The sequence below is a fragment of the Phaeobacter sp. PT47_59 genome (assembly GCF_028890025.1).
Taxonomy (GTDB): domain Bacteria; phylum Pseudomonadota; class Alphaproteobacteria; order Rhodobacterales; family Rhodobacteraceae; genus Phycobacter.
The window spans coordinates 36,685-50,677 of the sequence record NZ_JARCJL010000016.1 but is presented as its reverse complement, the minus strand read 5'-3'; the positions used below and the strand labels follow the sequence as shown (position 1 = coordinate 50,677).

General features: G+C 57.9%; 12 protein-coding genes. 3 read left to right on the top strand and 9 right to left on the bottom strand.

Annotated features, from left to right (window positions below; genetic code table 11):
• Nucleotides 1-44 precede the first annotated feature (44 nt).
• The 7 genes from PXK01_RS14720 to PXK01_RS14690 form a co-directional block, all read right to left on the bottom strand.
• Entirely contained in the window at nt 45-470 is a 426-nt protein-coding gene (locus PXK01_RS14720; protein ID WP_274860673.1) for a RidA family protein, read from the bottom strand.
• Between the two features lie 262 nt (nt 471-732).
• On the bottom strand, nt 733-1,158 hold the full coding sequence (locus tag PXK01_RS14715; RefSeq protein WP_274860672.1) for an NAD(P)-dependent oxidoreductase: 426 nt from the start codon (nt 1,156-1,158) through the stop codon (nt 733-735).
• Between the two features lie 135 nt (nt 1,159-1,293).
• Nucleotides 1,294-2,184, bottom strand: coding sequence for a polysaccharide deacetylase family protein (locus tag PXK01_RS14710; protein ID WP_274860671.1), 891 nt, complete (start codon nt 2,182-2,184; stop codon nt 1,294-1,296).
• On the bottom strand, nt 2,181-3,182 hold the full coding sequence (locus tag PXK01_RS14705) for an NADPH:quinone oxidoreductase family protein (RefSeq protein WP_274860670.1): 1,002 nt from the start codon (nt 3,180-3,182) through the stop codon (nt 2,181-2,183). The genes PXK01_RS14710 and PXK01_RS14705 overlap by 4 nt, the downstream gene beginning before the upstream one ends.
• A complete protein-coding gene (locus PXK01_RS14700) occupies nt 3,179-3,595 on the bottom strand; it encodes a PaaI family thioesterase (protein WP_274860669.1) in 417 nt (138 codons plus the stop codon). Before PXK01_RS14700 ends, PXK01_RS14705 begins: the two co-directional genes overlap by 4 nt.
• Nucleotides 3,592-5,295, bottom strand: coding sequence for a class I adenylate-forming enzyme family protein (locus PXK01_RS14695; RefSeq protein ID WP_274860668.1), 1,704 nt, complete (start codon nt 5,293-5,295; stop codon nt 3,592-3,594). The genes PXK01_RS14700 and PXK01_RS14695 overlap by 4 nt, the downstream gene beginning before the upstream one ends.
• Before the next feature lie 293 nt (nt 5,296-5,588).
• Nucleotides 5,589-6,488, bottom strand: coding sequence for a helix-turn-helix domain-containing protein (locus PXK01_RS14690; RefSeq protein WP_274860667.1), 900 nt, complete (start codon nt 6,486-6,488; stop codon nt 5,589-5,591).
• 110 nt (nt 6,489-6,598) lie between these two features.
• Between PXK01_RS14690 and PXK01_RS14685 the strand changes: the two genes are divergently transcribed.
• Nucleotides 6,599-7,864, top strand: a complete 1,266-nt coding sequence (locus PXK01_RS14685) for an amidase (protein WP_274860666.1) — start codon at nt 6,599-6,601, stop codon at nt 7,862-7,864.
• 55 nt (nt 7,865-7,919) lie between these two features.
• Here PXK01_RS14685 and PXK01_RS14680 read toward each other — a convergent pair whose 3' ends face one another.
• Both PXK01_RS14680 and PXK01_RS14675 read right to left on the bottom strand, forming a co-directional pair.
• A complete protein-coding gene (locus tag PXK01_RS14680; protein ID WP_274860665.1) occupies nt 7,920-9,743 on the bottom strand; it encodes an ABC transporter ATP-binding protein in 1,824 nt (607 codons plus the stop codon).
• A 1-nt stretch (nt 9,744) separates the two neighbouring features.
• Nucleotides 9,745-10,335 carry an ABC transporter permease gene (locus PXK01_RS14675; protein ID WP_274860664.1) on the bottom strand — a complete coding sequence of 197 codons (591 nt, stop codon included), beginning with the start codon at nt 10,333-10,335 and terminating at the stop codon, nt 9,745-9,747.
• A 104-nt stretch (nt 10,336-10,439) separates the two neighbouring features.
• Between PXK01_RS14675 and PXK01_RS14670 the strand changes: the two genes are divergently transcribed.
• Together PXK01_RS14670 and PXK01_RS14665 are read left to right on the top strand one after the other, a co-directional pair.
• Nucleotides 10,440-11,566, top strand: a protein-coding gene (locus PXK01_RS14670; protein WP_197918801.1) for an IS3 family transposase whose coding sequence is annotated in 2 segments (ribosomal slippage) — nt 10,440-10,710 and nt 10,710-11,566 — 1,128 coding nt in all. Because the reading frame shifts where the segments join, the coding sequence is not laid out codon by codon here.
• A gap of 165 nt (nt 11,567-11,731) precedes the next feature.
• Nucleotides 11,732-13,903 (top strand): ParB/RepB/Spo0J family partition protein, encoded by a 2,172-nt coding sequence (locus PXK01_RS14665; protein ID WP_274860663.1) that lies wholly within the window; start codon nt 11,732-11,734, stop codon nt 13,901-13,903.
• Nucleotides 13,904-13,993: the final 90 nt, after the last annotated feature.

Here is a 13,993-nt window from a genome sequence, read left to right as displayed (position 1 = left end):
CGTTAGCCGGATTCATTCTCCGGCATTAACGGCAGAAAACCAGGTTACGCAGCTTTTCGGGCTGTGACCTGAATTTCGATATATTGCTCTTTTGTGAAAAGACACGGCACGCCGACCGCAGTGGCACACGGGTATTCTCCGCCCGTGAATGCAGTAAGCTGCGGCGCGATTTCGATGAATTTGGATGCGACTTCTCCGGTACCATCAAAATCTTTGAGGTAAACAATCCAGTCTAGGATATGCGATGGAGAACTTCCCGCTTCGATCAGAAGCTTCTCTATAATTTCAAGTACATAGGAAGTTTGCGCCTTAAGGTCTCCTTCCCCGACAATAGTTGCCTCGGGCCCATGGAACGGCGCGACCCCGCTCAGGAAAACCAATCCGTCATTTTCGGTGTAGGCATGAAAACCCAGCGCAATGGTGTTTTCAGGCGGCTGATAACCAACTTCAGGTGTTGCTCGATTAATCAAGATTAGCTCCGTCGCACGATATTACCCTGCGCAAAAAATAAATTCTGCGCTCACATTCAGGGAGTATTAATGAAGATCGACCCAGCGGGTCCTTCCTCGTGCTTCGAGGGTATGGCTTTACTATAAACGCAAATTCTCGCCCGTCAAGCCATCAATCCGCTCTGAGTTTGCGTAAAAATTAAACAAATGCCGACTTTTTGTGACCAAGTTTGCAGCTCACCGACGAAATCGACCACGCCATCAAGCTTGCGCGCATGCGAGATCAATAGCCTCGTGACAGGTCGATTTGGTTTCGAAGCGGCGCACCGCGAGCAAAGGCGTTCAGGCTTTCCAGGATGATGCCCAGAAGCCGATTATTGCTGCCGCGCCCCTTCCAGGCGATATGCGGCGCAATCTGAATGGAGGGATGCGTGTAGAATGCGTGACCGATCGGCAAAGACTCATGTTCAGTCACATCGAGCGTCGTACGCGCAACCTGTCCGCACTCTAGCGCCCTCGGAAGCGCCCCGACATCGATCACTGTCGCGCGAGCCCGGCGATATTCACGGACGATGTTGTTCACCTGGCGACTGATCGAGATATCGACCCCGGGCATCTCTCTTCGCAGAATTTCCGCAACCTTGTTTTCATCGTTCGGATTCACCGCCGAGAAGATCAGGCAAATTCCGACCGCTTCGACCTCAAGCACCCGCAGACGCCGTAGCCCAAAGCTTGCGAATCCCCTCCCCGCTCCAAAAAATCTTGGCGACTGACACGAAAATCATTGTGACGAGCGCCTATTGTTTTTTCCGAGAGCGATTGCAGCGGCATTTGTCCGCCCCACTCACTCAGCAGGAAACAGGCCCGCAAAATGCGTGGCAACTTCTCCTGGAGTGCTGATCCAGATATCATCACGATGGTCCATAATATGCGTCAAAGCGCGCCTCAACGCACGCAGACGATACGGCTGACCGATCACGAACGGATGAAGGACGATGGTATAAACCAGCGAGCGCTTTTTCGATTGATGGAGCATCTCGTCGAACTGGTCGATCATCATGCGCTCAAACGACATGCTACTCTCCTGTCGATATATCATCGACGGCGAGTCATTTATCTCGATCGAATAGGGAACGGACAAGATCGGGCCTGATCGCGTTTTCATCCAGAACGGCTGATCGTCAGCGGGCCAGTCGAGAACGTAGCGATATCCTGCCTCCTTCAGGAGATCGAGCGTAACAGGGGTATTGATCAGCCAAGGGCTGAGCCAGCCAGCTGGAGCGTGGCCAACCATCTCCGTCAACTGGCTGGTTGCCTCCTTGATCAACGCGGCCTCATCTTCCTCGTTCAGGTCGAATTGGCGCTCGGAATTTGTACGGCCATGCCCAACGAACTCGTCTCCACGCTGCAGAATACGCTCAGCAATCCCCGGACACTGCTGGAAAAGCAATGAGTTGAAGTTGTGGGCAGCCTTCAAACCGAACTCATCCAGGAGATCAAAGAGGTACCATTGTCCAACACGGTTCCCATAATCCCTCCATGCATAATTCCGAGTGGTTTGGGGCGCGGACAGCGAGGCGCTGTCACTTCCCATGCCCTCCAGATAACTGAACACCTCAATATTGTTGCAGATGCAGACTGCGAGACGCTTTCCGTCGGGCCATTGGAAATCTGGCCGGTCAGGCAGGGCGCTCCAGTCATACCTATCCTGCGGGTGCATACCGATCAGACTCATTTCTCCAGCCCCCGCATATCGAGAACCGCACGCCCCGACAGGCGGCGCTCGATTAAGGAGGTCAATGCCCGCCCGTAATCTTCAATTCCGAAGGCTTGAACCGGTCGAGGCGTAATCAATCCAGCAACGCAAAGCGCAAAGATCTCCTCGTAACACTGCTGCACCAGATCCGGCGTGCGTTTGCGATAGTCGCTTATCTGAACGCCGCTGACTTCGATATTCTTCAGCATCAGATAGTTTATTTTGACCGACGGTATTTCCCCCGAAGCAAAGCCAACCACAACCGCTCTGCCACGCCATGCTATTGAGCGCAGAGCTGCCATGAAGAAGTCTCCGCCAAGCATATCGATCACTACGTCGACACCCTGCCCTGCATTGGCCGCGTACACCTGTTCCCTGAGATTAGCTCTCAGATCAGTCACGGAAAGATCAATCGCGGCATCTGCGCCAGCAGCGATTACCGCAGGAGCCTTGTCCATCGAGGACACACCTGCGAGCACCCGAGCACCGCGCGCTTTTGCAAGTTGCAGCGCGGCATCCCCGACCGCTCCGGTTGCGCCCAGAACGAGTACGGTCTCCCCCTCGCGCAGGCGGCCGCGCTCGAACAGAGAGAACCAAGCCGTGTCAAAGGCAAGCGAAATGGAAGCTGCATCTTCAAACGAGAGGGTGTCAGGTAGCGGATAGCAGTTTTCTTCTCCGGCGAGAGCGTATTCTGCGTATCCACCGCTTTCCGCCATCGCAAGGACGCGGTCACCGACTTTCAGATTTTCAACCTTTTCGCCAACCTTGCAGATGGTTCCGACAGGCCCCTTACCCGGGACAAACGGCCTTTCCGGCAAAAATTGGTAGGACCCGGTCAGGACAAGGCTGTCGACAAAGTTCACAGGCGCGAGCGCAACTTCAATCAGAACCTCGCGCGCTCCCGGTTCCGGAGATGGAAAGTCCTCAAGCTTCGCAGCGCCGATCGGTCCAAATTCTCTTACAACAACGGCCTTCATGCGGCACCTCCAGTGTGAAATGTTCCACGAGCTATCGCGACAAGCTCTTTCCCAGACAGGATTTCGATATCGACACGCGATACCGTCCGGCCCCGCCGACGCAGGATGGCAACCGCATCCAATGACGGACCCATCGCCGGTTTCAGGTAGTCAATTGCAAGAGACATGGTTGGGCAGGCGCCGTCTTGGCCGATGGCGACCGCCGCATATCCCGCAATATCTGCAAGGGAGGCTACGATTCCCCCGTGGAAAACTTCCAGTTCGTCGTGGTAGCTCAACTCACGGCGGAATGGCAGACGCACGCAAACGCGTTCCGAACCGTCGACGGAGACCGGCTCGACGGCCAGCCAGCGATTGAGGGGCGGCAGGCTCAGCTCGTCGCCAAGTCGCTTTAGAGCGGATTCCGGGCTCATTTCGCACGATACCTGATCGGCGACGGCACGTAGGTGCCCTGCTCGATCGCTGCTGTGAGCGCCCGCTTCAACGGCTTTCCATTCGCACTGTGCGGTAACTCGTCGAGAACCAGGAAATATTCCGGCATATCGAACTTCGACAAACCGCCATTCGCCAGATGCTCAAGTAAAGCTTGCGCCTCCACCTCGCCACCCGGAATAACGGTAACCGCGAGGCAAACCTTTTCGCCCAACCTCTCATCCTTGACGGGCACCGCCGCGGCGCGCTCGACCGCCGGGTAAGACGTCGCAAGATGTTCGATTTTGTTAGGATGAATGTTGTGACCACCCCGGATAATGATCTCTTTGATGCGACCCGTGATTTGCAGATACCCGTCGGCATCCAGTACACCCAAGTCGCCCGTCATGAACCAACCAGTGCGATTGAACGCTGCCTCCGTGGCGGCCTGATTGTCGAAGTATCCCAACATGAGACTTGCACCTCGACCACCGATCTGGCCCACGGTTCCCGGCTCAACGGGCTTGTCCGGATCGTCTACTGAGAAGATCGCAACGTCATAACCGTCGCATGCCTTGCCCGAGCTGCGCACGACACGATCGGCGTCATCATCCATTCGCGTGTAGTGGTGCGAACCGGCTTCGGTCATACCGTAACCACTTTGTGGCGTAATACCGTGCTCGATAAGCTTCGACACCAATGTCGCGGGAGCCGCGGCTCCGGAAATCCTGAACCCTGTCAGTTTGGCGGGTGGCGCCACCTTGCGTGTCTCGATCTCTGCCAGAAGGTCCATCCCATGAGCTGGCACGCCGAAAATGAAACTCGTTTCCGTGTCCTTCAGGCGATCCAAAAGGCTGGCACCGCGTGGAAGGTCATGTACCACGATCTCTGCTCCGGACATCATGCACATGACCATTGCACCGAAACCCAGATTGTGGCTGAGCGGGCTAAGCGTATAGACAACCGAGCCTGGCTTGATTTGCCAATCCGCCGCAAAGGACCGGGCATTGGCCAGCAATGTATTGTTTGAGTGCATCACGCCTTTGGGTGCCGCTGTCGTGCCTGACGTGAAAGCGAGATAAACAATATCGTCAGCATCCCCTCCGGGGCCACCAGCAACGCCATCGCCATGCGACCAAGACCGGGGGCCCGTTGCAGGCTCAAGGACGCTCAAGAGACTGATGTGATCAAGGCCTGCGAATTCTGCCTCAAGGTCCTTACCAACCGCGTCCGCACCATAGTCGCGCTCCACGAATACAGCGCGTGCCTTCATGCGAGCAACCAGTTCGCCGATCTCTGAAACCGTGTGATTTTTGTGCAGGGAAGGGCAAATTACGTAGCCATTCCGTGACGCCGCCAAGAGGAGGATGGCCACCTCAATCCGGCTCGGCATCCAAACCGCAATCCTGTCCCCCGGACGCAGCCCCACTCGTTCAAGTTCCGCTGCCATTCCATCAGCGGCCGCTATCAGATCTCCGTAGCTGATCGCGGCCCCTCGCTCCCGAACCGCGGGGCTCTCTGGCATATGCAATGCGTGCGAATACGCGCAATCGTAGATGGTCTGACTGCCCCAATGTCCCGAGGACCGAAATGCCTCGACCATCGGCACGGTGAGGCGCGTAAGAAGGCCCTGCCCGACAAGCGGATCCCGTTTCCCGCCTACCGTGGCGCCATCCGCGCCAAGAGTCGTTTCTAGCTGCATCTGAGTTCCCCGCTATCTCCACCCTGCGACCGCACTCAATCGAAAGATGGACTATTTTTGGCATCTGTTCCATTTTCTATACACTCTGAATGCCATCGCGCAAGCCCAACCTCTTGAGGTTTCACCAAAGGATCGCAAAATTTTGCACTTGATTGCTGAAAAACGGCAAGGAAACCGCTCTAAACGCCAAGAAATAGGAAAACCCAGATAAGATTCGCCAAACGGCAGAAAATTTTCTGACGCCCATCATTCCTTTTTTGGAACATGTCTGATAATTGGAGCGTTAGAGGTCGTCAGCCCAGGCTGGCCAGGTCAGGATTATTGCTCATTTGCAACCGAAGATAGCTAGCCGCTTCGCGCCCCTTGAGCGCTCCCTGCCAGAGTTCATCAACGATGCTTTCGTGCATGGCGACCGCATCATCGGACGATGTGATCATGGCGACCCCTCGGCGGATATTCGGCTGCTCACCCAGCCGGAAGGGCGTAATTGCAAGTGTTTTGCGCTCACCCGAGCGGATCAATTGAAAACCCGAATGCGGCAGTGTGCCGGTCACAAGCCCGATCTGTACGCCCATCGGAGAATTTTCCGCCATCTGCGCAAAGTGCTCGATCTCAGTACGTGCCCGGCGCTGGCGAGCCTCGATGTCGCTGGCCGTCAGGAATGGCCGACCCACGAAACCAGCCCGCAGAAGCCGTTCGACATCCAAAGCAGAAATCAGGGCAACGACCGCGGGCCCCTTCGCCTCATAAGTAGCTTTTCGCTCGTCGAGAATCTCCAGGATACGCTCGACATTACGCAGCATCTCATCGCGCTTGGGGTCCTCGGAAGAGATGCTTTCTCGCAGCAGTTCGCCGAGAGACGCTTTGAAGGAAGGCGAAGACAGAAGAAACGAAATAGGCCCCGCCAGAGTGACGATGCGTTCCGCTTGCGCCTCCAACTGACGAAGCCGTTCAAAATATGTAACCGCAGACGAGATATATTCCATCTCCACCCCGAGGAGAGTTGGAAGCGAGACACCGAAAAGCTGCGCCAAGCTGAGAAGTGTCTCAATTTTGACCACCTCTCCCTTTTCGAGCCGATAGACCGCCGTACGAGACACACCGATCCGGGAAGCGATCTCCTCGGCGCTCAGGCCGGAACCAAGGCGAAACGCCCGAAGCCGCTGGCCAATATCTTCATACCGAATTGTCATCGATACATCCTCATCCCAAAAGCGTTCGGAAGCTCCGTGTCCGCCAAGAACGTCAACCTATCGGCAATGAGTACAGTTTTTGCAACAACTCAGAAAGTACGTGGCCCAAAATGACAAAGACAGAACCCAACTTTCTCAGCATGGTGGAGATTTCACAGGCGGTCCGAGAAGGCACCCTGACGCCAACAGAGGTCATCGAGGCCTGCCTAGCGCGTATTCAGACACGCGATCCCGTTATTCGAGCCTGGACCAGCCTTGATCACGACAACATCCGGCCGGGCGCGTCTGAAGGTCGACTGGCAGGTGTGCCCTTTGGTGTAAAAGACGTCATCGACTGCACTGGTCTGCCCACGGAAATGGGATCGGACAGCTACAAAGGCAACAAACCGCGATACGACGCAGGCTGCGTTGGATTGGCGAGGGCTGCAGGTGCGATACCGCTGGGCAAGACGGCAACAGCGGAATTCGCAGGCACCCAACATCCGCAGACGTGTAACCCGCTCTCAAACCGCCATACCCCAGGGGGGTCATCTAGCGGTTCAGCCGCCGCAGTAGCCGACTTCATGGTCCCTTTCGCCTTTGGCACCCAAACTGGCGGTTCTGTTCTCAGACCTGCCGCCTTCTGCGGTGTCGTCGGTTTCAAGCCCAGTTTCGGTGCCTATCCGATTTCAGGCATGAAGCCCGCGGCTCACAGCTTCGACACTGTTGGGACGATCACCCGCTCAGTTGCCGATGTCGCGCTCCTGCACGCCGTTCTCATGAATAGCGATGTGATGCCCCCGACGGTTACACCGCCAAGGATCGGACTTTTCCGATCCCATCTTTGGGATACCGTGACGCCGTCTGCCGCCGACGCGCTGGAACGTTCGGCATCCTTGCTTTCAAAGGCTGGGGCTCATGTGAAAGAGGTTGCCCTGCCCGACGGATTTGCAACAATCACTGAACACCGGGCCACGATCAACGCGTTCGAACGGGCGCGAGACCTGGCTGGTGAGTGGAATGATGCCCGGGATCTTATGGGATCCGAGATTCGTGCTACCTGCGAACGCGGCTTTACCATATCCGGATCCAACTATTTTGCAGCCCGAGAAGCCGTCGAGGCATTCCGGGCGCAGGCAAGTACCAAACTCTTCACCGGAGTAGATCTGCTTTTGACGCCGACAACGCCGGGAGAAGCACCCGAAGGATTGAACTGGGCCGGAGACCCTCGGCTTCAAGAACTCTGGACGATGCTGCACCTACCCAGTCTCAGCCTTCCCTTCGGAAGAGGTCCGGCGGGACTGCCTCTCGGGCTACAAATCGTCGGTCAAAGATTCAGGGATGACCATCTACTTGCCGCAGCCCAGTGGATCGAGCGAACCCTCGCAACGCATTAAAGGGCCCTGCAGACAGATGTAAAAGGCCCGCCACAATGGGCGGGCCTGCTTCTTCTTACCAACCGTCGTTGACGCGGACAAAATGCCCAGGGCTGATTTCACGCATTTCGCGGGCCGGTGGCACGAAATCAAGCTCGCGTATAGGACTCAGCAACTCATCATCTGAAACCTTGTGAGGCTTGTGGCGTCGGGACGGATCCGCCACAGGAACCGCCGAGAGCAAACGGCGCGTATAGCCATGTGCCGGGTTATTCAGAATCGACTGCCTCGGCCCGATCTCGACAATTTCACCGAGGTACATCACTGCCACTCGGTGACTGATGCGCTCCACGACCGCCATGTCGTGGGAAATAAACAGATATGAGATGCCAAGGTCCTGCTGAAGCTCCATCAGCAAATCCACAACCTGTGCCTTCACCGAGACATCCAGCGCCGACACGGATTCGTCCGCAATGATCAACTTAGGTTCGAGAGCCAGGGCACGAGCAATGCAGATCCGCTGACGCTGCCCACCTGAGAACTCATGCGGGAACCGGCTGAGCATGTCCGCAGACAAACCGACGCGTCTCATCAGCTCCCCCGCCTTCTCGAGCGCGGCACCAGAGTTCGGACACACGCCATGTGCCAGGATGGGTTCAATGATCGACCGCCCGACCGTCGAGCGGGGATTGAGACTTGCGAACGGGTCCTGAAAAACAAACTGCGCCTCCTGCCGAAAGGCGCGCAGCTGCTCACGATCCATACGCATGATATCCTGCCCATGGATGCGGATCGTCCCGCTCTCGGGCTGGGCCAGCCGTACAATGCTGCGCCCGAGAGTCGACTTTCCGCAGCCGGACTCACCCACAAGGCCCAGCGTTTCACCGGCGCCGATAGAGAACGATACGTCCTCCACCGCATGGACCCGCCCTTTGGTTCTCCCAAGAAGTCCGCCCTGGATCTCGAAGCGAGTTGTCAGATTTTTGACTTCAACGACGGGTTTTGCCTCGGCAGGAACTGTTGTGGATCGACTGACCGGCGTGTCTTCCAAACTTCCCAGTCGCGGAGCGGCGGCCAGCAAAAGCTTGGTGTAAGGATGTTCCGGCCGCAGGATAACGCGCTCAGCCTCACCATTTTCGACCGCCTGACCATTCTGCATAACAATGATCTGGTCCGACATTTCGGCCACCACCGCCATGTCATGGGTGATGAACAGCACCGACATATGTTCCTCGTCCTGCAACTCTCGGATCAGGTTAAGGATTTGGGCCTGGATCGTCACATCGAGCGCCGTTGTAGGCTCATCTGCGATCAACAACTGCGGTCGGCAGGCAAGCGCCATCGCAATCATCACACGCTGTCGCATCCCGCCTGAGAACTGGTGCGGATATTCCTTAAACCGTGCCGCGGCCGATGGAATCCGTACGCGATCGAGTAGCGCCAGCGCTTCCTTGCGGGCGACATCCGACGAGACACCCTTGTGAAGGCGTAGAGTTTCCGAGATCTGGCGCCCGACCGACATGACTGGATTGAGGGAGGTCATCGGCTCCTGAAAGATCATTGCAATCTTGTCGCCGCGAACCGCTCTCATACCCCGGTCGTCGAGATCGAGCAGGTTCTGCCCTTCAAGTGAGATCTTGCCTTCGATCCTTGTTTTTTCGGGTCTCAACAATTGCATAATCGACATTGCGGTCACGCTTTTACCGGAACCCGACCCACCGACGACGGCCAGCGTCTTTCCTTTCTCGATCTGGAAGGAAAGATCGTTGACCACGGGCTTCCAACCTTCGTCAGTCAGAAAGCTGGTATTCAGCCCCTCGACGGAAAAGAGTGGCTGATGAAGACCTTTGGCCTCCATCCCATGCGGTTGATCAGAAGTTTTCTGCATAACGACGCTCATATTATCGGCTCCTCCGGGGATCAAACATCCGCCCGACGGCATCGCCGGCTAGGTTGAAAGCAAGAACGGTCATAAAGATCGCCATTCCGGGAAAAGCGGACAGCCACCACGCCTGTGAAACGAAGCGCTGACCATTGTTTAACATCTTTCCCCAGCTCATCTGCTCAGGGTTGGACAACCCAAGGAAGCCCAAGGAAGCCTCAAGAAGGATCGCCTGACCGATCATAAGGGTTGTCAGCGCAATCACCGGGGTCAGAGCATTCGGAATGACCTGACGCAAAATGATGAAACGCTCGCGTATCCCCAACACATAGGCAGCCTGAATGAATTCCATCTGCCGCACCCGCAGGACTTCCCCACGCATAAGGTGGGCAACCTGCGGCCAAGACAGAAGGGCGATCACAAGGATGACCTGTGTCAAGCCTGCACCGGTCATGGCCACGATCAGAGCTGCGAGGACGAACATCGGCATGATCTGGAACATCTCGGTAATCCTCATGATCATGATGTCGACGATCCCGCCATAAAACCCCGCTATAGCCCCCGCGATGATGCCGATTATCACCGAAGTCGTCGCGGCCGCGATCGCCACAAATAGTGATATTTGCGCCCCGGCGAATAAACCGCGGATGAAGTGGTCCCAGGAAACCGGACAGTCAGCTAAGGTGTTTCCCGAACCTTTGAAGGGATACGAACATGGCAAAGCGCCGGAACTTTACAGATCAGTTTAAGGCCAAGGTGGCGTTGGAAGCGCTGCGTGGCGACAAGACCGTGCAGGAGATCGCGGCGAAGCATCAGTTGCACCCAAATCAGGTCAGCACATGGAAGCGGCAGGCCATCGAGGGCATGGCCGATGTGTTCTCGGGTGGCAAGCAGAGCGGCCCGACCGAGGCGGAAGTAAAGGAACTTCACGCCAAGATCGGGAGGCTGGCGGTCGAGAACGATTTTTTGTCGGAAGGGCTGAAGCGATGAGCCCTGGAAAGAAACGCGCGATGATCAACCGGGATCACCCCAAGCTGAGCATCAGCCAGCAGTGCAAGCTGGTGAGCCTGAGCCGGTCGGCGTTCTACTACACGCCCGCCGGGATCGACGCCGACACGCTGTCGATGATGAAAGAGATCGACCGGGTGTTCACCAAATACCCATTCTTCGGGTCGCGCCAGATCGCGGCCTATCTGCGCCGGGAAGGCATTGTTGTTGGCCGCCATCGCGTCAGGCGATTGATGGCGAAGATGGGTCTTGAAGCGGTCTACAAGCGCCCACGAACCAGCCAGCCGCATCCTCAGCACCCGGTCTTCCCGTATCTGCTGAGGAAGATGGTGATTGACCGACCGAACCAGGTCTGGTGCGCCGATATCACCTTTGTGCCAGTCAGAAATGGCTTCCTCTATCTGGTGGCAATCATGGACTGGGCGACGCGCAAGGTGCTGAGCTGGCGGTTGTCGAACACGATGCACGCCGACTTCTGCGTCGAAGCACTGAGCGAGGCCATCGCCAGGTACGGCCCGCCTGAGATCATGAACACAGATCAGGGATCGCAGTTCACCGGATCGGCCTGGATCACGACGCTGACCGAGGCGGGCGTGCGCATCTCGATGGACGGGCGCGGGCGTTACCTCGACAACATCTTCATCGAACGCCTCTGGCGATCCCTGAAGCAGGAGGCCATCTATCTCGAAGAAATCAATGAAGGCTTCCGGGCCCGTCGTGTCATCAAGGGCTGGATGGCATTCTATAACACCAGCCGACCCCATTCCGCGCTTGATCGGCAGACGCCGGACGACGCATATTGGGCAGGCTTGGAAGAGCGACACGCAGCATGAAACCTAAACCCGATACACCTTAGAAACGCTGCAAACCTGTCCGAAAAGATGGGACCACTTCACACGTCAACGCACAGTGAAAGCCAGAGAAAGGGAAGCCCGGGTGCCGGGCTTGAAAGGATAGAGAGAGGCTCATCCGGGTCCGGCGAGACAAGGACCCTGACCATGGCCAAGACCACGACCCGCCCGAATCCCACCACCTCAAAAAAGACCGAAGCCGTTGGATCGGCCGCGCCTGACGGCGGTGCCGACATCCGGATGATCCCGCTCGACAAGCTGGAGCCGAGCCCACTCAACGTCCGCAAGGTGGCCGCAAGCGCCAGCGACGATGCCGAGATTCTTGCGAGCATCCGCGAGACGGGAATCAAGCAGAACCTGGTGGTTCACGCACTTTCCGAGACACGTTTTGCCGTCGACGCAGGCGGTCGTCGCCTCAAGGCGCTGAAACAACTCGCCGAGGACGGTGTGATCCCCGCTGATCATCCAGTGCCCTGCCTTGTCGAGGACGAGCGCAACGCCATCCTTACCTCGGCCACAGAAAACCTCCAGCGCGCGGCGATGCATCCGGCAGACCAGTTCGAGGCCTTCGACAAGATGATCGGCGAGGGTCGCAGCGAAGACGAGATTGCGCTCAAATTCGGCGTCTCCGTCGACCTGGTGCGCCGTCGCCTCAAACTCGCCCGTGTCGCACCCGAAATCATCGAGCAGTTTCGTGCCGGTGATCTGACCCTCGAATGCGTGATGGCTTTCACGCTGACCGACGACCATGACCGCCAGCTCGCGGTCTGGAACGCCGTGAAGGGCGGCTATCACATCCATCCGCAGAGCATCAAACGTCAGCTGACCGGGGCCGCACATTCGGCGAACTCGGCAATTGGTCGATTTGTCGGCATCGAGGCGTATGAGGCGGCGGGCGGGGTTCTGCTGCGGGATCTCTTCGACGACCGGGCAACCGCTCATATGGAAAACCCCGACCTCTTGGAGCGTCTCGCCATTGAGAAACTGCAGGCTGCGGCCAAACCCTTCGAAGGGATATGGAAATGGGTCGAAGTGCATCTTTCGGTGGATTATGGCGCGTTTCGCAGTTTCGGGCGGGTCTATCCGCAGGACATCGAACCGGATGCGGACATGCTGGCCGAGGAGGAACGTCTCATCGCGCGTGAGGAAGAATTGGCGGCGCAGAACGACGGGGAGGACTGGACCGACGCGGAGACCGAAGAATACTACGCCATCGAGCCGCGTTTGCGCGAAATTGAAGCCATGCAGCGCGAACGGCAACCCTATGCCGAGGCAGATCGCGCTATCGCCGGTGTAGTCCTGACCATCGGCCATGACGGGGTGTTGCGCGTCGAGAAAGGCCTGGTGCGGCCCGAGGACATTCCTGTTGCGCCCGAACCGGACGATACCACCGCAGATCCGGATGGCGCTCCCTCCCCTGCCCGCCCACAGGTGACGCCGCCGACCTCCTCCACGCCGGTGCCGAGCTCCGACCCGGCCGCGACGTTGCGCAAGGCGGACGGGATTTCGGCGAGCCTGGCCGACGATCTGCGCGCCACGCGTCAGCACATCCTGCGGGCGCATCTGGCGGCGGATTTCGAGGTGGCTTTCGATGCGATGCTCTACGCGCTCTGCGAGCAGGCTTTGGGGCGGTCCTACAACAACGAGGCGCTCGATATCTCCATCCGGCCCTTCCAGGCGCAAAACCGCGAGGTGCTGCATGCGGACACCGTCGCTCAGAAGATGCTTGAGGCGTTGGAGCAGGACCTCGCCACCGACTGGATGAAGCTGGAGAAACCCGATGACTTCCGGGCGATGTCGGCCCTGCCCATTGCGGACAAGCAGGCGCTTTTCGCCTGGGCGACGGGTCTCGCGGTCAAGCCGCAGCTCTCCTCTGACAATCGCCCCTCCCACATCATTGAGGAGATTGGTGCGCGGCTCGACGTCGATGTGGCGGCCTGCTGGCGCCCGAGTGCCCAGAACTACTGGGGTCGCGTCAACAAGGGGCATGCGGTGGCCACGGCGCGCAAGCTCATCGGCGATGACTACGCCGAAGATCGCAATCGCGAGCGCAAGGGCGATATCGCGGCCGCGATGGAACGGGCATTTGCGGAAACAGCCAGCGAGACGGAAGGGTTCAACGCCGCGACGGCTGCAAAGACAACGCGCTGGCTGCCCGAGGGGATGGTGTTTGCCGGTGCGACGGGGGCTGATGCCGACTTGGGTAGCGATGCGCCCGAGGCCGAGGAAGGCGGCGCGCCCGCCACAGACGCTCTGGCCGAGGGAGAGAGCGATGAACCATCGTCCCTGCCCGCCTTCCTCAGCGGGGATGCGGCCTGATGAGCCGAGCACCGACCTGAACCTGACCTGAGCTTTGGGCCGTCCTCACATCGAGGGCGGCCCTTTCCGGCTGACGGGTTGCCTACAGCC